Origin of the sequence: Herbidospora mongoliensis, assembly GCF_001570545.1 — a bacterium.
Lineage (GTDB): Bacteria > Actinomycetota > Actinomycetes > Streptosporangiales > Streptosporangiaceae > Herbidospora > Herbidospora mongoliensis.
Window position 1 is genome coordinate 321,533 of sequence record NZ_BBXD01000016.1, and the last position, 18,268, is coordinate 339,800.

18 protein-coding genes are annotated in these 18,268 nt (G+C 69.4%); 14 read left to right on the forward strand and 4 right to left on the reverse strand.

Features of this window, described 5'->3' with window-relative positions:
* The first annotated feature begins 78 nt into the window (after window positions 1-78).
* From AW272_RS24245 to AW272_RS24285, 9 genes are all read left to right on the forward strand, one after another.
* Window positions 79-843, forward strand: a complete 765-nt coding sequence (locus AW272_RS24245; RefSeq protein ID WP_066369359.1) for an ABC transporter ATP-binding protein — start codon at window positions 79-81, stop codon at window positions 841-843.
* On the forward strand, window positions 819-2,372 hold the full coding sequence (locus tag AW272_RS24250; RefSeq protein WP_066369369.1) for a hypothetical protein: 1,554 nt from the start codon (window positions 819-821) through the stop codon (window positions 2,370-2,372). The genes AW272_RS24245 and AW272_RS24250 overlap by 25 nt, the downstream gene beginning before the upstream one ends.
* A gap of 68 nt (window positions 2,373-2,440) precedes the next feature.
* Window positions 2,441-5,089 (forward strand): phosphoenolpyruvate carboxylase, encoded by a 2,649-nt coding sequence (locus tag AW272_RS24255; protein ID WP_066369372.1) that lies wholly within the window; start codon window positions 2,441-2,443, stop codon window positions 5,087-5,089.
* 159 nt (window positions 5,090-5,248) lie between these two features.
* Entirely contained in the window at window positions 5,249-6,073 is an 825-nt protein-coding gene (locus tag AW272_RS24260) for a biotin--[acetyl-CoA-carboxylase] ligase (RefSeq protein WP_218011031.1), read from the forward strand.
* A 46-nt stretch (window positions 6,074-6,119) separates the two neighbouring features.
* Window positions 6,120-6,632 carry a PH domain-containing protein gene (locus AW272_RS24265; protein WP_066369376.1) on the forward strand — a complete coding sequence of 171 codons (513 nt, stop codon included), beginning with the start codon at window positions 6,120-6,122 and terminating at the stop codon, window positions 6,630-6,632.
* An 87-nt stretch (window positions 6,633-6,719) separates the two neighbouring features.
* Window positions 6,720-6,899: a (2Fe-2S)-binding protein gene (locus tag AW272_RS24270; RefSeq protein ID WP_066369379.1), complete on the forward strand. Its 180-nt coding sequence runs from the start codon at window positions 6,720-6,722 to the stop codon at window positions 6,897-6,899.
* A gap of 13 nt (window positions 6,900-6,912) precedes the next feature.
* On the forward strand, window positions 6,913-7,395 hold the full coding sequence (gene bfr, locus AW272_RS24275) for a bacterioferritin (protein ID WP_066369381.1): 483 nt from the start codon (window positions 6,913-6,915) through the stop codon (window positions 7,393-7,395).
* A 247-nt stretch (window positions 7,396-7,642) separates the two neighbouring features.
* Window positions 7,643-8,311, forward strand: coding sequence for a response regulator transcription factor (locus AW272_RS24280; RefSeq protein WP_030451323.1), 669 nt, complete (start codon window positions 7,643-7,645; stop codon window positions 8,309-8,311).
* A gap of 5 nt (window positions 8,312-8,316) precedes the next feature.
* Window positions 8,317-9,588 carry an ATP-binding protein gene (locus tag AW272_RS24285; RefSeq protein ID WP_066369383.1) on the forward strand — a complete coding sequence of 424 codons (1,272 nt, stop codon included), beginning with the start codon at window positions 8,317-8,319 and terminating at the stop codon, window positions 9,586-9,588.
* Here AW272_RS24285 and AW272_RS24290 read toward each other — a convergent pair.
* Window positions 9,561-10,058, reverse strand: coding sequence for a GtrA family protein (locus AW272_RS24290; protein WP_174551852.1), 498 nt, complete (start codon window positions 10,056-10,058; stop codon window positions 9,561-9,563). The genes AW272_RS24285 and AW272_RS24290 overlap by 28 nt on opposite strands.
* 236 nt (window positions 10,059-10,294) lie before the next feature.
* Here AW272_RS24290 and AW272_RS24295 point away from each other — a divergent pair, with 236 nt between their 5' ends.
* The 3 genes from AW272_RS24295 to purE are packed head-to-tail and all read left to right on the forward strand — an operon-like array spanning window position 10,295 to window position 12,855.
* Window positions 10,295-11,224, forward strand: coding sequence for a DUF8094 domain-containing protein (locus tag AW272_RS24295; RefSeq protein WP_066369385.1), 930 nt, complete (start codon window positions 10,295-10,297; stop codon window positions 11,222-11,224).
* 49 nt (window positions 11,225-11,273) lie between these two features.
* Window positions 11,274-12,344, forward strand: a complete 1,071-nt coding sequence (locus AW272_RS24300; RefSeq protein ID WP_066369578.1) for a 5-(carboxyamino)imidazole ribonucleotide synthase — start codon at window positions 11,274-11,276, stop codon at window positions 12,342-12,344.
* Between the two features lie 25 nt (window positions 12,345-12,369).
* Window positions 12,370-12,855 carry a 5-(carboxyamino)imidazole ribonucleotide mutase gene (gene purE / locus AW272_RS24305; protein ID WP_083958628.1) on the forward strand — a complete coding sequence of 162 codons (486 nt, stop codon included), beginning with the start codon at window positions 12,370-12,372 and terminating at the stop codon, window positions 12,853-12,855.
* On the opposite strand, the gene AW272_RS24310 is transcribed toward purE, so the two are convergent.
* On the reverse strand, window positions 12,852-13,910 hold the full coding sequence (locus tag AW272_RS24310; protein WP_066369579.1) for an NAD(P)H-binding protein: 1,059 nt from the start codon (window positions 13,908-13,910) through the stop codon (window positions 12,852-12,854). The genes purE and AW272_RS24310 overlap by 4 nt on opposite strands.
* A gap of 81 nt (window positions 13,911-13,991) precedes the next feature.
* Here AW272_RS24310 and AW272_RS24315 point away from each other — a divergent pair, with 81 nt between their 5' ends.
* Complete coding sequence (locus AW272_RS24315) at window positions 13,992-14,561, forward strand: TetR/AcrR family transcriptional regulator (RefSeq protein ID WP_066369394.1); 570 nt, start codon at window positions 13,992-13,994, stop codon at window positions 14,559-14,561.
* 3 nt (window positions 14,562-14,564) lie between these two features.
* On the opposite strand, the gene AW272_RS24320 is transcribed toward AW272_RS24315, so the two are convergent.
* Window positions 14,565-15,875, reverse strand: coding sequence for a UDP-glucose dehydrogenase family protein (locus AW272_RS24320; RefSeq protein WP_157518738.1), 1,311 nt, complete (start codon window positions 15,873-15,875; stop codon window positions 14,565-14,567).
* 112 nt (window positions 15,876-15,987) lie between these two features.
* Between AW272_RS24320 and AW272_RS24325 the strand changes: the two genes are divergently transcribed.
* A complete protein-coding gene (locus AW272_RS24325; RefSeq protein WP_083958612.1) occupies window positions 15,988-17,151 on the forward strand; it encodes an acyl-CoA dehydrogenase family protein in 1,164 nt (387 codons plus the stop codon).
* A 76-nt stretch (window positions 17,152-17,227) separates the two neighbouring features.
* Here the strand turns inward: AW272_RS24325 and AW272_RS45215 are convergent, their stop codons facing one another.
* Window positions 17,228-18,196 carry a site-specific integrase gene (locus AW272_RS45215; RefSeq protein WP_157518739.1) on the reverse strand — a complete coding sequence of 323 codons (969 nt, stop codon included), beginning with the start codon at window positions 18,194-18,196 and terminating at the stop codon, window positions 17,228-17,230.
* Window positions 18,197-18,268: the final 72 nt, after the last annotated feature.

Genomic DNA, 18,268 nt, shown 5'->3' on the forward strand with positions numbered 1-18,268 from the left:
GCCACTGTCGGACAATTGTGACCTCGTGGCAGCCCAGGGCAAAGCCGGATCCCGTCGGGTCAGGGCAGAGTGGGAGGCATGACGGAGGCGGTTCGGACGCGGGGCCTGGTGAAGGCTTTCGGGCAGCAGGTTGCGGTCGCTGGGGTTGATCTGGTCGTACCGGCCGGGAGTTTCGCGGGGCTCGTCGGGCCCAACGGGGCCGGGAAGACCACGACGCTCAGCATGATCACCGGGCTGTTGCGGCCCGATGGGGGGCTGATCGAGATCCACGGCGCCGACGCGTGGGCCGATCCGGTCAAGGTCAAGGCGTCGATCGGGGTGCTGCCCGAAGGGCTGCGGCTGTTCGAGCGGCTGTCCGGGCGGGAGCTGCTCGCCTACAACGCCGAGCTCCGGGGCATCCCGCGGGCCGAGGGCGAGCAGCGCGCCGCCGAGCTGCTGGCCGTCATGGATCTCCTCGATTCGCAGGACAAGCTGGTCGTCGACTACTCGACCGGCATGCGGAAGAAGATCGGGCTGGCGGCGGCGCTGCTGCACAACCCGGCCGTCCTCTTCCTCGACGAACCCTTCGAGGGCGTCGACCCGGTCAGTGCCAACACGCTCGCCGAGGTGCTGCGTCGCTACACCGCCTCGGGGTCCACCGTCATCTTCTCCAGCCACGTCATGGATCTCGTCGAGCGCCTCTGCGACTGGGTGTCGGTCATGTCGCGGGGGCAGATCGTCGCCCAGGGGCCGATCGACGAGGTCAGGCGCGGGCGCTCGCTCAACGAGGCCTTTCTCGAGCTCGTCGGCGCGGGCGAGTCTGGAGAGGGGGGTCTCACGTGGTTGGGCTCTTCGTCCGGCTGAAGCTGCGGCTGGTCGCCGGGAGCCTCAAGGGGACCGGCGGGCGGCGGGCCGGGTTCGTCTTCTCGCTGATCGCGGGGCTGCTGGTCGCCATCGTCGGCTTCTTCTTCCTGGGCGCGCCGCGGATCCTCGAACCGGGGATGGCCGCCGACATCGGGATCATCTTCTACACGGCCATTCTGACCATGTGGATCGCCGGGCCGCTGCTGATGTTCGGGCTCGACGACACGCTCGACCCCGCCCGGCTGGCGCTGTTCCCGCTGCGCACCGGGCAGCTCGCGAGAGGGCTGCTGGCGTCGTCCGCCGTCGGGATCTGGCCGATCGCCTCGCTGTTCGCGATGACCGGCGTGATCTTCGGGGTGGGCCGGTCGGTGACCGGGGTGCTCCTCGGGATCGTCGGGGTGCCGATCGCGTTCGCCTGCTGTCTCGTCGTGTCAAGGCTGGTCACAACCGGGCTGTCGGGGGTGCTGCGGACGCGGCGGGGGCGTGATGTGCTCGCCGTCGCGGTCATCCTCGTCGTGGTCGGCACGCAGGTGCCCGGGTTGCTGCTCAACACGGGGCTGAACATCGGGCCGGAGGCCATCGCGGGGCTGGCCGACGTGCTGCGGTGGACGCCCACCGGCATGGTCGTGCACGGCATCGCCGACGGCGGGCTCGTCGGGCTCGCCGAGGTCATCGCCGTCGCGCTGTTCACGGCCGGGTGCGCGTGGCTGTGGATCATCGCGTTGAAGGCCGCGCTCGTCCGGCCCGACGCCTCCAGCCAGGGCGGCGGCAGCGTCCGGCGGTCGCGGTTCGGCGGGCTGCTTCCCGAAGGGGTGCTGGGCGCGGTGGCCGCCAAGGAGCTCAAGTACGCCCGGCGCGACCCCCGGGGACGGGTCACCTGGGTCAGCGTGCTGGCCATCATGATCGTCATGATCATCTCGACCCGGAGCAACACCGACGGCGGGCCGACCGTCTGGATGGGCGTCTTCCCCGTCTGGCTGGGCGGCCTGGTGGTGGCGCTGCAGGCGACCAACTCCTTCGGCATCGACGGCAGGGCGCTGTGGATGAACGCCGTCGTCTACGCCAAGCCCGAGGCGCTCCGCGCCGACCTGGCCGGACGCCAGCTCGCCATCTCCGTCATCGGCGTCCCGCTGCTCGGCGTGACGGCCGTGGTCACCGGGCTGCTGACCCGGCCCGAATGGATCCTCCCGGCCGCGCTGACCGGCTGGGGCGTGATGGGGCTGGTCTTCTCGGTCGGATCGTTCACCAGCGTCTACATGGCCTACACCCAGCCCGAGCGCATCAACGCCTTCACCGGCGCGGCCCCCGGGCAGGGCGGGCAGGCGTTCGTGTCGTCGATCGGGTCGATGGTCGGCGGCGCGGCGCTGTCGCTGCCCGTGCTCATCCCGGTCATGTCGGGCTTCGTCTGGGTGTCGGTGCTGATGCCGTTCTACGGGTTCGGGCTGGCCTGGCTGGCCCGCCGCAAGGCGTCGGAGATCGGGCTCCGGCGCATGCCCGAGCTGATGGCCGACGTGTCCCGGCCGACCTAGACAGTGGTCTAGTCCAATGGGTGAGACCGGTCTCAGCTTGACCTGGGGCACTCGCTAGTCTTCCAACCATGGCCGCCCTCTCTCACGAAGACCGCCACAGCGCCGTCACCGAGATGCCCGACGACCTCCGCGCCGACGTCCGCCTTCTGGGAGAGATCCTGGGGCAGGCTATTGCCGAAGACGGCGGCCCCGACCTGTTGGCCGATGTCGAACGCCTGCGCAAAGCGGTCATCGCCGCCCGCAGGCGCGAGACCACGGTCGACGACGTGGCCGCCCTGGTCGCCGACTGGCCGCTCGACCGCGCCGTGCTGATCGCCCGGGCCTTCACCTGCTACTTCCACCTCGCCAACCTGGCCGAGGAGCACTACCGCATCCGCATCCTGCGGCAGCGGGACCGTGACGACGTGCCGGTGCCCGAGTCGCTGCCGCAGGCGGTCCGGGCGCTCCGGAACGACGTGGGGTCCGAGGAGCTCGACCGTCTCATCGGGGAGCTGGAGTTCCGGCCGGTCCTCACCGCCCACCCGACCGAGGCGCGACGCCGGGCCGTGGTGACCGCGATCCAGCGGATCAGCGCCCACCTCGACCTCTACAACACGCCTGGCCGCGGCGCGGGCGAGCAGCAGGAGGCCAAGCGGCGGCTGCGTGAGGAGGTCGACCTGCTCTGGCGGACCGCCCAGCTGCGCTCGACCAAGCTCGACCCGCTCGACGAGGTGCGCACCGCGATGGCGGCTTTCGACGAGACGCTCTTCCGGGCGGTGCCGCTGATCTACCGGTCGCTCGACAGCGCGCTCGAACCGGGCACCGGCACCCGCGCGCCGATCGCCCGCCCCTACATCCGCTACGGCTCCTGGATCGGCGGCGACCGCGACGGCAACCCCAACGTGACCTCGAAGGTCACGCGTGAGGCCCTGCTGATCCAGAACGAGCACGTGCTGATCGCGCTGGAGAACGCCGCCACCCGCATCGCCCGCACGATGACGCTGGCCGCCGAGCGCACCCCGCTCTCGGCCGACCTGCGCGCCGCCCTGTCGCGCGCCGAGGGCGACTTCCCCGACCTCGTCTCCGAGATGTCGACCCGCTCTCCGCAGGAGCCGCACCGGCAGTGGCTGCTGTTCGTGGCCGGCCGGATCGCCGCGACCCGGCGGCGCGACCTCGACCTCGCCTACCGGTCGCCCGCCGACCTGCTCACCGATCTGCTGCTGGCGCAGAACTCGCTGGTGGAGGCGGGGGCGGTGCGGCAGGCGTACGGAGAACTGCAGCATCTGATCTGGCAGGTGGAGACCTTCGGGTTCCACCTGGCCGAGCTGGAGGTGCGGCAGCACTCCCAGGTGCACGCCGCCGCGCTGGCCGAGATCGAAGCAGGCGGGGCCCGGTCGGAGCGCACCGACGAGGTGCTGGCCACGATCCGGAGCATCGCCTGGGTCCAGGAGCGGTTCGGGGTGACGGCCTGTTCCCGTTACGTCGTCTCGTTCACCCGCTCCGCCGACGACATCCTGGCTGTGTACGCCCTGGCCAAGCACGCCCTGGGCGACCGCGCGCCGGAGATCGACGTGGTGCCGCTGTTCGAGTCGGGCGAGGACCTCGACAACTCGGTGCAGGTGCTGACCGGGATGATCGCCTCTGAACCCGTACAGAAGCGGCTCGCGGCCAACGGCCGCCGGGTCGAGGTCATGCTCGGCTACTCCGACTCCGCCAAGGAACTCGGGCCGGCCGCCGCGACCATGCGCCTCTACGACGCGCAGGCCGCGCTCACCAGGTGGGCCGCCGACAACGACATCAAGCTCACCCTCTTCCACGGCCGGGGCGGCGCTCTCGGCCGGGGCGGCGGACCGGCCAACCGGGCGGTGCTCGCCCAGGCGCCGGGTTCGGTCAACGGCCGGTTCAAGGTCACCGAGCAGGGCGAGGTCATCTTCGCCCGCTACGGCCACATCGCCATCGCCCGCCGCCACATCGAGCAGGTCACCAACGCCGTGCTGCTCGCCTCGACCAGCACGGTCGAGGAACGCACCGCCACCGCCGCCGCGAAGTTCCGCGTGCTCGCCGACCAGGTGGCCACCGCCTCCGAGCGGGCCTACCGGGGCCTGACCGAGGCGCCCGGCTTCCCCGAGTGGTTCTCGGCGGTCAGCCCGCTGGAGGAGATCGGCTCGCTGCGCCTGGGCTCGCGTCCGGCCCGCCGAGGGCTGGGGGCGCCGAAGTCGCTCGACGACCTGCGTGCCATCCCCTGGGTCTTCGCCTGGGCCCAGACGAGGGTCAACCTCCCTGGTTGGTACGGCCTGGGCTCCGGCCTGGCCGCAGTCCTCGACGCCGGCGGCGTGGCGGAACTGCGGGAGGCCTACAAGGAGTGGCCGCTGTTCGCCTCGCTGCTCGACAACGTGGAGATGTCGCTGGCCAAGACCGACCGCGCCATCGCCAGCCGTTACCTGGCACTGGGCGCCCGCGACGACTTCTCCAAGCAGGTCATGGACGAATACGACCTGACCCGGCGCCTGGTTCTGGAGATCACCGGGCACTCCCGGCTGCTCGAGAGCCGCCGGGTGCTGTCCAGGGCCGTACAGCTCCGCGACCCCTACGTCGACGCGCTGTCGCACCTGCAGTTGCGGGCGCTGACCGCGCTGCGGACCACCGAGGACCTGAGCGAGGCCGAGCGCGAGAGCCTCTCGACGCTTCTGCTCCTCAGCGTCAACGGGGTGGCGGCGGGCCTGCAGAACACGGGCTGAGCCCATGCCGGAAGGCCTCTCGTGGCGGAAGCCGTGAGGGGCCTTTCATTTTGGGACAAAGGGAGCGAACCTTTAACCGCACGGGTAGGTTCGACTACATGGGGTAGTAATCCCAGGTCATCGACTGTTCGTCGAACAGAGCGGTGTTCGGAAGGGAGAATGGCAGTCGTGCCCGAACCCTCGTATCCCGATTTGGACCGTCCCCAACTGTCCCAGGCCGCCCTCCGGGCCGAGCTGGTCAGACCCGGATCGCTGTGGTCGTCCCTCACCGTCGTCGAGCGCACCGGTTCCACCAACGCCGATCTCTCACAGGCCGTCCGCGACGGCGTCCGTGAAGGGGCCGTCCTGGTGGCCGAATCCCAATACGCCGGGCGGGGCCGTCTCGGCCGCGTCTGGATCGCCCCGCCGCGATCGGGGCTCACCTTCTCCGTGCTGCTGCGGCCCGATGTCCCCGTGGCCCGGCAGGGCTGGCTGCCGCTGCTGTTCGGGCTGGCCGCCGCCACCGCGATCCGCGAGGCGGGGGAGGTCGACGTGCGGCTCAAGTGGCCCAACGACCTGCTCCACGACGAAAGCAAGCTGGCCGGCATCCTGGCCGAGCGCATCGACTCGGCCGTCGTCATCGGCATGGGCCTCAACGTCAGCCTCCGCGACACCGAACTCCCCGTCGGCCACGCCACCTCGCTCGCGCTGGCCGGGTCGGCCTGCCTCGACCGCGACCGGCTGCTGGTGGGGGTGCTGCGGGAGCTCGAACGCCTCTACCGCGACTGGTGCCTGGCCGGCGGCGACGCCGACGCGTCGGGCCTGCGGGCCGCCTACCTGGCCTCCAGCGCGACCGTCGGGCGGGAGGTCCGGGTCGAACTGCCCGGCGAGCGGGTGCTCACCGGCCGGGCGACCGGGATCAGCGAGATGGGCCAGTTGATCGTCAGAAGCGGGGGTGTCGACCACCCGCTGAGCGCCGGTGACGTCGTGCACGCGCGCTTGTAATCAACACCCCGCCCGGAACGGACCGGTACATGCCACGATGTGGCGCATGGGTCTCCCCGATCACCACCTGACCGACGGTGAGCGAGTCGTGCACTCGTTCCACCCGCACTGGAAGCGCCTTGTCGGTCCGTTCCTCGCACTGGTTCTCGTCGTGGCCGCCTCGTCGGCCGCGATCTACTTCATACCCAATGACTACGAATACTCCGGCATCGCCCGCGTCGCGGTCGCGGTGGTCTCGGTGGTCGCGCTGGTCCTGCTGACCTTCCTGCCGTACCTGCGGTGGAAGACGACCGCGTACACCCTGACCACCCACCGGTTCACGATCAGCACCGGCGTCCTCAGCAAGTCGCAAGACGACATCCCGCTCGCCAAGGTCAACTCGGTCAGCTCCGACCAGTCCCTGATGGAGCGCGTGCTGGGCAGCGGAACGCTGAAGGTAGAGTCGGCGTCCGACCGCGGCGTCATCGACTACCGCGACATCCCCAAGATCCAGACCATCCGTGCCGACCTTTTCCGGCTGGTGGAAGACGCCTCCGACGGGGTCGTGGACGGGCATTGATCTGTGGCCTGACTCACATAGGCAAGCCTTACCTTCATCGGATACCTTAGGAGAGCCTTACCTTGGTATCTCTGAAGGGTCCCCTGGATGTACGCCTGTGTGTGTCGAGCCGTCACCGAGAACGAGGTGCACGACTGCATCGCCAACGGCGCCCGGTCCATGCGGCAGATCCGCGACACCACCGGCGCCGGGGGCGACTGCGCCTCTTGTGTCCGGAAGATCTGTGCCATTCTGAAGCGGTCAGAAGACTTGATCACAACCGCTTAGATGTGGGGTGCCCATGCAGGGCGACAAGGACATCATCGCGCTGCTCAACGAGCAGCTGACGTCTGAACTGACCGCCATCAACCAGTACTTCCTGCACGCCAAGATGCAGGAGAACTGGGGCTTCACCAAGCTGGCGAGCTTCACGCGGGCCGAGTCGATCGACGAGATGCGACACGCCGAGGCGCTGACCGACCGCATCCTCTTCCTCGAAGGTCTGCCCAACTACCAGAAGCTCTTCACGCTCCACGTCGGCCAGACCGTCAAGGAGCAGATCCAGAGCGACCTGGAGCTGGAGATCGGCGTCGTCAAGCGCCTCAAACCCGGCATCGCCCTGATGCGTGAGCGCGGTGACATCGTGTCGGCGCTGCTGTTCGAGGAGATCCTCAAGGACGAGGAACACCACATCGACTACCTGGAGACCGAGTTGTCCCTCATGGAGACGCTCGGGGATGGTCTGTACCTCCAGCGGTACGCCGAGCCGCCGTCCGCGTCCTGACGCGAGGCCGCGAGAAACGCCCGCCGGGTTCTGGCGGGCGTTCGCTTTTTCCTCGGGCGGATTCCAGGCGCGAGCCACGGCCGGTCTTCGACCGTCCGCGTCTCGCTTGGACGCTCAAACCCGCCCGGACATGCTGCGGCAAAAACGACTTTGTCCATGTTTGCCCAGGTCAATTGATGGGTCAACGACAAGTCAAACCGCGCGCTGCGCCCGGGAAACGATCGCCTAAGGTCCTACGATCGCTTCCATGACCTGCGTACTTCTCGCCGAGGATGACACCTCGATTTCCGAGCCGCTTGCGCGCGCCCTGCGCCGGGAGGGCTACCAAGTCGAGGTGAGCCCCGACGGCCCGCAGGCCCTGGAAAGGGCACTCTCGGGAGGCGTCGACCTCATCGTTCTCGACCTCGGCCTCCCGGAGATGGACGGCCTGGAGGTCGCCCGCCGCATCAGGGCCGAGGGCCACGGAACTCCCGTGCTGATCCTGACCGCTCGCGTCGACGAGGTCGACACGGTGGTGGGCCTCGACGCCGGGGCCGACGACTACGTGACCAAGCCGTTCCGCCTCGCCGAACTGCTCGCCCGGGTCCGGGCCCTGCTGCGGCGGGGGACCTCCGAGACCCCGGTCGTCCAGGGGGTGCGGATCGACGCCGACTCCCGCCGGGCCTGGATGGGCGACAAGGAACTCCACCTGACCACCAAGGAGTTCGACCTGCTCCGCGTGCTCGTGCGCGACGCCGGCAAGGTCGTGACCCGGGAGCAGATCATGCGGGAGGTCTGGGACACCAACTGGTGGGGTTCCACCAAGACCCTCGACATGCACATCTCCTGGCTGCGGCGCAAGCTCGGTGACGACGCGGCGAAGCCGCGGTACATCACGACCGTCCGAGGGGTCGGCTTCCGCTTCGAACGCGAGTAAGGGGCATGCGGAGGCGTCTGCTCTCCTCGATGCTGCTCGTCGCGGTCATCGCGGTGCTGCTGCTCGGAGTTCCCCTCGGTGTTGTCGTCGTACGTCTCATCAACGACGAGGCCGCGCAGGAGCTCCGAGCGGAGGCCACGCGCGTGCTGATCAGCGTCGAGTACGCCATAAGCCAGGAGCAGCCGGTCGATCCCAAGCAACTCGAGCGGAACTACCCCAACCGGTTCATCCAGGTCGCGTTCCGCGGCATCGAGCCGATAACCGTCGGCGTCGAACCCCCGGTGAGCCGGTCACTGACCGAAGACGCCCGCTCCGAGAACGGTGTCGTCCGGCTCAGCCGCGACACCGCGGAGATCGACCGTGACATACGGGCCCGGCTGCTGCTGACCATCGCCCTGGCGGTCGCCGCCCTGGTCGTGGCCATCGGGCTGGCCGTCGTGACATCGCGACGGCTCACGTTGCCGCTCCTCGATCTGGCCAAGATCGCGGAGCGGCTCGGCTCCGGCGACGCCCGCCCGAGCAAACACCGCTACGGCATCCCCGAGCTCGACCGGGTCGCCGAGGTGCTCGACCGCAGCGCGATCCGCATCTCCGAGCTGCTCGGACGGGAGCGCGAGTTCGCCACCGACGCGTCCCACCAGCTGCGCACGCCCCTCACCGGGCTGACCATGCGCCTGGAGGAGATCGTCGCGGCGGCGTCCCAGCCGGCGATCGTGCGTGAGGAGGGGGAGGCGGCGATCGTCCAGGCCGAACGGCTGACGGCGGTGATCGACGAGCTGCTCAACGCGGCCCGGCGTCAGCGCCACTCCCAGGCCGAGCCGATCGACGTCGACGAGGTGCTGGTGCAGCAGATCACCGAGTGGGATCCGGCGTTCCGGCGCTCCCGCCGGTCGATCCAGCTCACCGGGAGCCGGGGCCTGCGGGCGCTGGCCACCACGGGCGGCCTCAGCCAGGTCGTGGCCACCCTGCTGGACAACTCCCTGCACCACGGGGGCGGCATCGTCTCGATAACCACGACGAGCTCGGAGAAGTCCATCGTCATCGAGGTCTCCGACCAGGGTGACGGCGTGCCGGAGAAGATCCGTGCGCGGATCTTCGAACGGAGCGTGACCGGGGGCAGCGGCACCGGGCTCGGGCTCACGCTGGCGCGATCACTGGTCGCCGCCGACGGCGGACGGCTGGAGCTGGTGAAACCCCGGCCGGCCACGTTCGCGATCTTCCTGCGGAAGGTCGGCGACGACGAGATCGGCTACCGCGTGGTGAGCGGCCCCGCCTGACCTTCCTCCTGGACCACCGGTTCCTGGACCACGGGCGGGGCCAGGAACACCCACCGCTTGTACGACCAGAACCGGAACAGCGTGCCCAGCCCCGTGCCGACCACCAAGCCGATGTTGTTGGCCAGCAGGCTGTCGAAGCCGAGGGTGTAGCGGACGAAGCCGAGGCAGATCAGCTCGATCAGCAGGCCGACCCCGTTGAGCACGAAGAACAGGATGTATTCGCGGGCCAGGCCGCTCTGCTCACGGTGGCGGAAGGTCCAGAAACGGTTGCCGAAGTAGGCGACCGTGGTGGCGACCACCGTCGCGACGACGTTGGCCGACAGCGTGCCCTCGGAGCCCCACGCGGACCAGAGGATGTTCACCAGACCGAACTTGACCACGAATGCGATGGCGCCGATCGCGCCGAACTTGATCAACTCACGGAGGAGGGTGGCGAATCGCGCGTAGGCGCCGCGGATGAGTTGCTGCACGAGCCGCACAGTCCTTCCTGGTGGGATGGGGTCGTCTCAGGTTACCGGTTGGACCTGTGAAGCGGGCTGAAAGCTTCCTCTGAGTCCCTTTCTGCCCAGGTCGTCCAAGAACATTTCAAGAAATGTCAGGCTTTGCGGCCCGATCGGGGTCGATACGGGCTACGTTTGCGCCCGACGTCACACCCGCGCGCACATTTGGGAGAGGTGCGGGCATCTCGATGGGCCGACTGAGCCGAATGCTGATCACGGGGATCGTGCTGGGCCCGCTCGCCGCCTGTGGCGGCTTATCCGCGGAGACCACGGCCCGGGAGACCCCTTCCCGCGCGGCCGGGATCCTCACCCTGGCCACCGCCGAACGTGCTTTCGACAGTCTCCAGACGCTCGACGCCGCCTGGCGCGACAGCGACTGCGCCGAAGTGGCCGAGCTGGTCGCCGCACCCATCGCCGAGCTGGGCGGTGACGCCTGCGAGGCCACCGCGCTCGGCCACGAGATGTCCCGGTTCGACTACACCGAACCCGAGTTCTACCTGCCCACCCGCGGCTCCACGGGCGACCCCTGGTTCGCCGCCCTGGCCCGGATGCCCGACCCGGCCTACTTCGTCTTCACCCACGAGAAGGGCGGCTGGCGGCTCGCCTTAGGGCCGGTCCCGGTGCCGAAGGCCGCCCCGGAGGTGCACGTCACCGACGCCGTGGTGCCCACCGGCGACGACAACCCCCAGATCACCGCCAGCCTGGTGTCCCAGCGCTGTCTGACCTACCTGACCGACCCGACGGGCGTGAACGGCATCCGGGTCCCGGACGGCGACCCGCTGCGCGGCCTGCGCGACGAGATCGCCCGCAGCGCGGCCAAATACCGCCCCGACAAGATCACTGTTGATGTACGTCTCCTCGCCGGCACCCCCTCCCACGCGCTGGCCCTCCCCGACGGCGCGTCCCTCGTCTTCCACGCCCTGCGCCTGGTCACCACCCAGGCCCCGGGCCCCGGCCGGGACGAACTGGCCAAGCCGGTCTACGCCGACCAGGAGATCCGGGCCTTCGCCGGCCACGGCTGGCTCGGCGAGGTGACCGCGGAGGAACTGCTGTTCCTGGCGACCAAGGTCGACGCGGACGGCCGGATGACCACGGTCGGGATGGGCCGTCAGCTGGCCTCCATGACGAACGTCTGAGCTGGGCTGGGTAAACTTCGCGTTCGTGAACAGCCCTTTCATCGTCGGCATGGTCGGCGCCGGGCAGCTGGCCCGGATGACCCAGCAGGCCGCCATCGCCCTCGGCGTCGACCTCCGGGTGCTGGCCGGATCCCGCGACGAGAGCGCCGCCAAGGTCGTCGTCGACACCCGCCTCGGTGACCACCGCGACCTGGGCGACCTTGCCGAGTTCGCCAAGGGCTGCGACGTGGTCACCTTCGACCACGAGCACGTGCCGACCGACCTCATCGAGAGCCTCGGGGTGCCCGCCCGGCCGGGGGCCGCCGCCCTCGTCCACGCGCAGGACAAACGCGTCATGCGGGAGCGGCTGACCGCTCTCGGGGTGCCGTGCCCCCGTTGGAGCTCCTCCGACTTCACCGCCCCGGTCGTGCTGAAGGCCGTCCGCGGCGGTTACGACGGGCGCGGCGTGTGGATGGCGCGGACCCAGGCCGAGGTCGACGAGGTGGTCTCCACCGGGATCGACCTCATCGGTGAGGAGATCGTGCCCTTCGAGCGGGAGCTCGCCGTGCTGGTGGCCCGGTCGCCGCACGGCCAGGGCGTGGCCTATCCGGTGGTGGAGACCGTCCAGGAGGACGGGATCTGCGTCGAGGTCATCGCGCCGGCTCCCGGCCTCGACCCCGAGCTGGCCGCCGAGGCGCAGCGGATCGCGCTGACCATCGCCGAGGAGCTCGACGTGACCGGCCTGCTGGCGGTCGAGATGTTCCAGACCTCGACCGGCCTGCTGGTCAACGAGCTGGCCATGCGGCCGCACAACTCCGGGCACTGGACGATCGAGGGCGCCCGCACCTCCCAGTTCGAGCAGCACCTCCGGGCCGTCCTGGACCTGCCGCTGGGTTCGCCCGAGATGACGGCCCCCGTGGTCGTGATGGCCAACCTGCTCGGCGGCCCCGACCCCGATGTGTACTCGCGCTACGAGCACGTGATGGCCAACGACCCCGGCATCAAGATCCACTTTTACGGCAAGGACGTCCGTCCCGGCCGCAAGATCGGCCACGTGACCGCCCTGGGCACCGACCTCGACGAGGTCCGCGCACGGGCGAGGCACGCGGTCACCTGTCTGAAGGGACCCCTCAGTGTCTGACGCCGGGCCTGCGGTCGGCATCGTCATGGGCAGCGACTCCGACTGGCCCGTCATGGGCCTGGCGGCCGAGGCGCTGCGCGAGTTCGGCGTGTCCTTCGAGGCCGACGTCGTGTCGGCCCACCGGATGCCCGAAGAGATGATCGCGTACGGCAAGTCGGCCGCCTCCCGGGGCCTGAAGGTGATCGTGGCGGGCGCCGGGGGCGCGGCGCACCTGCCGGGCATGCTGGCCTCGGTGACCCCGCTCCCGGTGATCGGGGTGCCGGTGCCGCTGAAGTACCTCGACGGGATGGACTCGCTGCTGTCGATCGTCCAGATGCCGGCCGGGGTCCCGGTCGCGACGGTCGCGGTGGGCGGGGCCAGGAACGCCGGTCTGCTGGCGGTACGGATCCTGGCGGCCTCCGACCCCGCGCTCCAGCAGCGGATGGTGGAGTTCCAGGCGGAACTGAAGAAGACGGCCTACGCCAAGGGCGAGGCGCTGCGCAAGGCGGCGGCGGAGGGGACTCCCTCCTAGTCCTCCGGGACCACGAACTCGCCGCCGGCGGCCGACGCCACTTCGGGGCCGAAGAGCCTGCCCGGGGTGAACGCGCCGGGGCGGCCCTCGCCCCTGGCCAGGCGCAGGGCCACCTCGGAGACGGCGCCGACCGTGAACGTCATGGCCTCGCCGGTGCGCAGCCAGCCCTCACGCACGCGACCGGACGGCCACTCGACCCGGGCGCGGGCCCACGACGATGCGCGCGGGCGCTCCCTGGCCGTGGTCGTCGTGACGCGGGCGAGCCGCCGGATGGCGAAGCCGGCCACACCGGGCAGACGCAGCACGCCGGCGATCGCCGGCAGGGCCGCCCGGACGGCCGGGTTCGCCGGGACCAGAGCCGAAGCGCCGATCACCGACGGGGCGCCGCTGGCCTGCCAGGCCGCGAAGAGCTCGCCGCTGCCCAGGGAGGCGGTGGTGACCTCGTCGCCGTCGGGGGTGGTCAACCTTTCGGCGGCGCCACCGGCCCGGGCGCGCACCAACCGGCCCTGCCGGACCTCGCGGCCGCAGTCGAGCAGCGTGTGCACGATGGTGGCGGCCAGGGCTTCGCCGAGGGCGCCGGGTTCGATCGCGACCGAGGCGACGGCGTCGATGCGCACGAGCGAAGGCTTCTCCTCGCCCGCCAGCAGGTGCAGCAGGATGCCCTCGGTCGCGAGCACGCCGAAGCCCGCCCCGGAGACCAGCGTGCGGCCGGTGGCCGCCGCCTCCCGGTCCATGCCGTGGAGCAGTTCGAACGCGCTCAGCTCGTTGGCGACGTCGACGTAGTGGGTGCCCGGCGGGCAGGCCCGCGCGACCTGCGGCGCGGTGACCACGAACGGGCCCACCGTGTTGATCACGACGGCCGGCGCCTCGGCGGACAGCTGAGCGCAGACCTCGCCGAGCGAGCCGGTCACCGCCCGGACTCCTGGACTCACCCGGGCCAGCCGCTCCCGGTCGCGGCCGGTCACCACCACCTCGGCGCCCGCCTTCCGCAGCCGCTCCACCGCCTCCCGGCCGACCCGTCCGGTCGCGCCGAGCACCCAGATCTCACCCGTCATGGTCGCCTCCATCAGTCATGGCACGTCGTGTCATGACTATCGCATGGCATGACACGACATGTCATCAGTAGGATTCGCCGCATGAGTCGATGGCAGCCGGGTGCGCGAGAACGGCTTGAGCGGGCCGCGCTCGATCTCTTCCTCGAGCAGGGCTTCACCGAGACGACGGTGCCGCAGATCACCGCGCGGGCCGGGCTGACGACCCGGACGTTCTTCCGGCACTTCGCCGACAAGCGTGAGGTGCTGTTCGCCGGTGAGGAGATGGTGCCCGAACTGGTCGCCCGCTTCATGGCCGAGGCCCCGCCGTCGCTCGGCCCGATGGAACTGATCACCGAGGGCCTGGCCCCCGCCGTGGCCGAGATCTTCGAGGGCCGCGGCCTCGACTACCTGCTACGCCGACGGGCCGCGATCGACGCCGAACCCGCCCTGCACGAGCGCGAGTTGCGCAAGTTCGCGCTGATGTCGGCGGCTTTGGAGCGGGGTTTCCGCGACCGCGGCGCCGACGACCTGACCGCCCGGCTGGCGGCCGAGATCGCCGTGACCGCGGTCCGGATAGCGGTGACCCGCTGGCTCGACCAGCAGGGCGACCCCGACCTCCCGGCCACCGTCAACCAGACCCTGGCGGCGATGCGGCGCCTGACGAGTACGTGACGGTTACTGCGGCCTGCCGAGGGCGCGGTAGATCCAACCGGCCTCTCTCCAGGTGGGGGCGTCGAGGGCGTTGCGGCCGTCGACGATGTTGCGGACGGCCACCACCTCGCCCAGGGCATGGGGGCTGAGGTCGACGAACTCCTGCCATTCCGTCAGGAGCAGGACGACGTCGGCGTCGCGGCAGGCGTCCAGGGCCGACTGGGCGTAACCCAGGGTCGGCTGGGTCTTTCTGGCGTTGTCCAGGGCGACCGGGTCGTAGACGGTGACGGCGCCGCCCTCCTGGCCGATCTTCACGGCCACGTCGAGGGCGGGGGAGTCGCGGATGTCGTCGGAGTTGGGCTTGAAGGCGGCCCCCAGGACGCCGACCACCCGGTTGCGGAACGAGCCGCCGACCATGTCGCGGGCCAGGTCGACCATCCGGGCCCGCCTGCGCATGTTGATCGCGTCGACCTCGCGCAGGAAGCTCAGGGCCTGGTCGGCGCCCAGTTCGTCGGCGCGGGCCATGAAGGCGCGGATGTCCTTGGGCAGGCAGCCGCCGCCGAACCCCAGGCCGGGGTTGAGGAAGCGGCCGCCGATGCGTTCGTCGTACGAGAGAGCCTTGGAGAGCAGTTTCACGTCGGCCTGGGTGGCTTCGCAGACTTCGGCCATGGCGTTGATGAACGAGATCTTGGTGGCCAGGAAGGCGTTGGCGGCCGACTTGACCAGCTCGGCGGTCGGGAAGTCGGTGACCACGATCGGGACGTCGCCGAGCGGCGCGTAGACCTCGCGCAGGATCATCTCGGCCTTGGGGGAGGTGACGCCGAGGACGATCCGGTCGGGGTGGAGGGTGTCGTCGACGGCGAAGCCCTCCCGGAGGAACTCGGGGTTCCAGGCGAGCTCGACGTGGTCGCCGGCCAGTTCCCTGAGCCGGGCCGCGAGCCGCTGGGCGGTCCCGACCGGGACGGTCGACTTGCCCACCACGAGACAGCCCCTGTCCAGGTGCGGGGCGAGGGAGTCGACGACCTGGTCCAGGAAGGAGACGTCGGCGGCGAACTCGCCCTGCTTCTGGGGGGTCCCGACGCAGACGAAGTGGACGTCCCCGAACGCGGCGGCCTCCTCGTAGGAGGTGGTGAAGCGGAGTCGTCCACTCCCGACGTGTTTTCTGAGCAGGGTCTCGAGCCCCGGTTCCCAGATCGGCGACTCGCCGCGCTGGAGCCGGGCGATCTTGTCGGGGTCGACGTCGAGCCCGAGCACCTCGAAGCCGAGCTCCGCCATGCACGCGGCATGCGTCGCCCCCAGGTAGCCGGTCCCCAGGACCGTGAGTCGGTACGGCACGCCCGCTCCCCTCATGACCTGCTCTTACAGGGTGTGTGATGTTACATGAGGCTATAAGTGCAGATTACCTACCGACTGGTAGGCCGATACTCGGACGTCCTAGAATCCGGACATGAGCTTTCCTCTGTACGCGCCGGCGGAGGAGCACGACATGCTCCGCGAGGCGATCCGGGCCCTGGCCGAAGAGAAGATCGCCCCGCGCGCCGCCGCGGCCGACGAGAACGAGGAGTTCCCGGAAGACTCCTACAAGGATCTCGTCGCGGCCGACTTCCACGCGGTCCACGTGCCCGAGGAATACGGCGGGGCGGGGGCCGACGCGCTCGCGGCGGTGATCGTGATCGAAGAGGTGGCGCGGGTCTGCGCGTCGACCTCGCTGATCCCGGCGGTGAACAAGCTCGGCACGGTCCCGCTGCTGCTCTCCGCCTCCTCAGAGCTCAAGGCGGCATACCTGCCCGCCGTGGCGCGGGGCGAGGGCATGTTCTCCTACGCCCTCTCCGAGGCCGAGGCGGGCTCCGACGCCGCCGCGATGCGCACCCGCGCGGTGGCCGACGGCGATTCCTACGTGCTCAACGGCACGAAGATGTGGATCACCAACGCCGGGGTGTCCGAGTTCTACACCGTCATGGCGGTGACCGACCCCTCGGCCGGCGCGCGCGGCATCTCCGCTTTCGTCGTGGAGAAGGCCGACAAGGGGGTGTCCTTCGGGCCGAAGGAGAGGAAGCTCGGCATCAGGGCCTCGCCGACCCGCACGGTGATCCTGGAGGACGTGCGCATCCCGGCGTCCCGGATGATCGGCGCGCCCGGCACCGGCTTCAAGACCGCCCTGGCGACCCTCGACCACACGCGGATCACCATCGCCGCGCAGGCGCTCGGGATCGCCCAGGGTGCGCTCGACTTCGCCGTCGGCTACGTCAAGGAGCGCAAGCAGTTCGGGAAGGCGATCGGCGACTTCCAGGGCGTCCAGTTCATGATCGCCGACATGGCGATGAAGCTGGAGGCGGCCCGGCAGCTGACCTACGCGGCGGCGGCCAAGTCGGAGCGGGCCATGCACGGCACCCCGGTGAAGGACCTGACCTTCTTCTCCTCCGCCGCCAAGACCGCTGCCTCCGACGCGGCGATGGAGATCACTACCGAGGCGGTGCAGCTGCTGGGCGGCTACGGCTACACGCGTGACTACCCGGTGGAGCGGATGATGCGCGACGCCAAGATCACCCAGATCTACGAGGGGACAAACCAGATCCAGCGGATGGTGATGGCTCGTCAGATCCTCAAGTAGTACCTGAACAGCGAAAACCCCGCCCAGGATGTCTCTGCGGCGGGGTTTCGCGGTTCGGCTCAGGGGGCTTAAACGATCACTGTTCCGTCCCTGTTCCGTGAGAGATGAGACGCGGGCGGAACAGCCGGTCGTCGATCGCTTTGCGCGCTCGGTCGTGGGAGCCGGGCATCAGGTGAGCGTAGACACGGAGGGTGAAGCCGGGGTTTGCGTGGCCGAGGTACTCGGCGAGTTCCTTGACGGAGACCGCGCCGACGAGCATCACGCTCGCGTAGTAGTGGCGGAGTTGGTGAAGGCCCTCTTTGCGTGATGTCGTGAAACGCGTCCGGCTGTTGGCGTCCTTTGCCGGCGCGGGGATGACACCCACAGCCACCAAGGCGGGTTTCCAGATCAGTTCGCTGTAGACCCGAGCTCTGATGAACCGGTCGTCGGTCCACTGGACGAGCAGATTGTGGGTCTGCACCTTGCCGTTGAGCTTCTCCCAGGGCGGAGAGCAGGTCAGCGGCGGGAAGGCCGCCACATGACGTCTGATCGCTTCGGCGGTCCATTCCGGCAGGGGAACGACGCGCTCACGGTCGTTCTTCGGCAAGGCGAAAATGTGTTCGCTGCCCAGCTTCTTGATCTGTCGCCGGACATGGAGCACGCCCGCCACCTTGCTGACGCTGAGATCGCCTTGGCGTATCGCATTGAGCACAGTCGACGGCATCGATTCATTGTCGACCCGAATATATACGCCGGTTTCTGGGAGGGAGCCGTTGAGGAATGCTTGTAGCGCGTCAATTTCTTCGTTTTCGCAGGTCCAGCGATGCTCTGGCTTATCTTCGAAGTTGTATCCGCCTCGCGTTTGGCGGGATGCGAATTGCTCAACGGTAAAGCTCAATTTTTTTAGTTCGCCAGTTTCCTTGTCGCCCCTCCCGATGATTTTGGCTGCTTTCCATGCCCGGGGGCATTTTTTGACTTCCAGGGTCTCGGAAAAGAGGAGATTCGGGTGGTCGATGTCGTTGTTGATGCGAACTCGGAAGGCTCTTTCGGCCTCCTCTTGATCCAAGCCGCAAGAGTATAGATGTGGTGTGCGTCAGCGTACAAATCGTTTTAAATTGCATAAACGGGTACCAGTCGG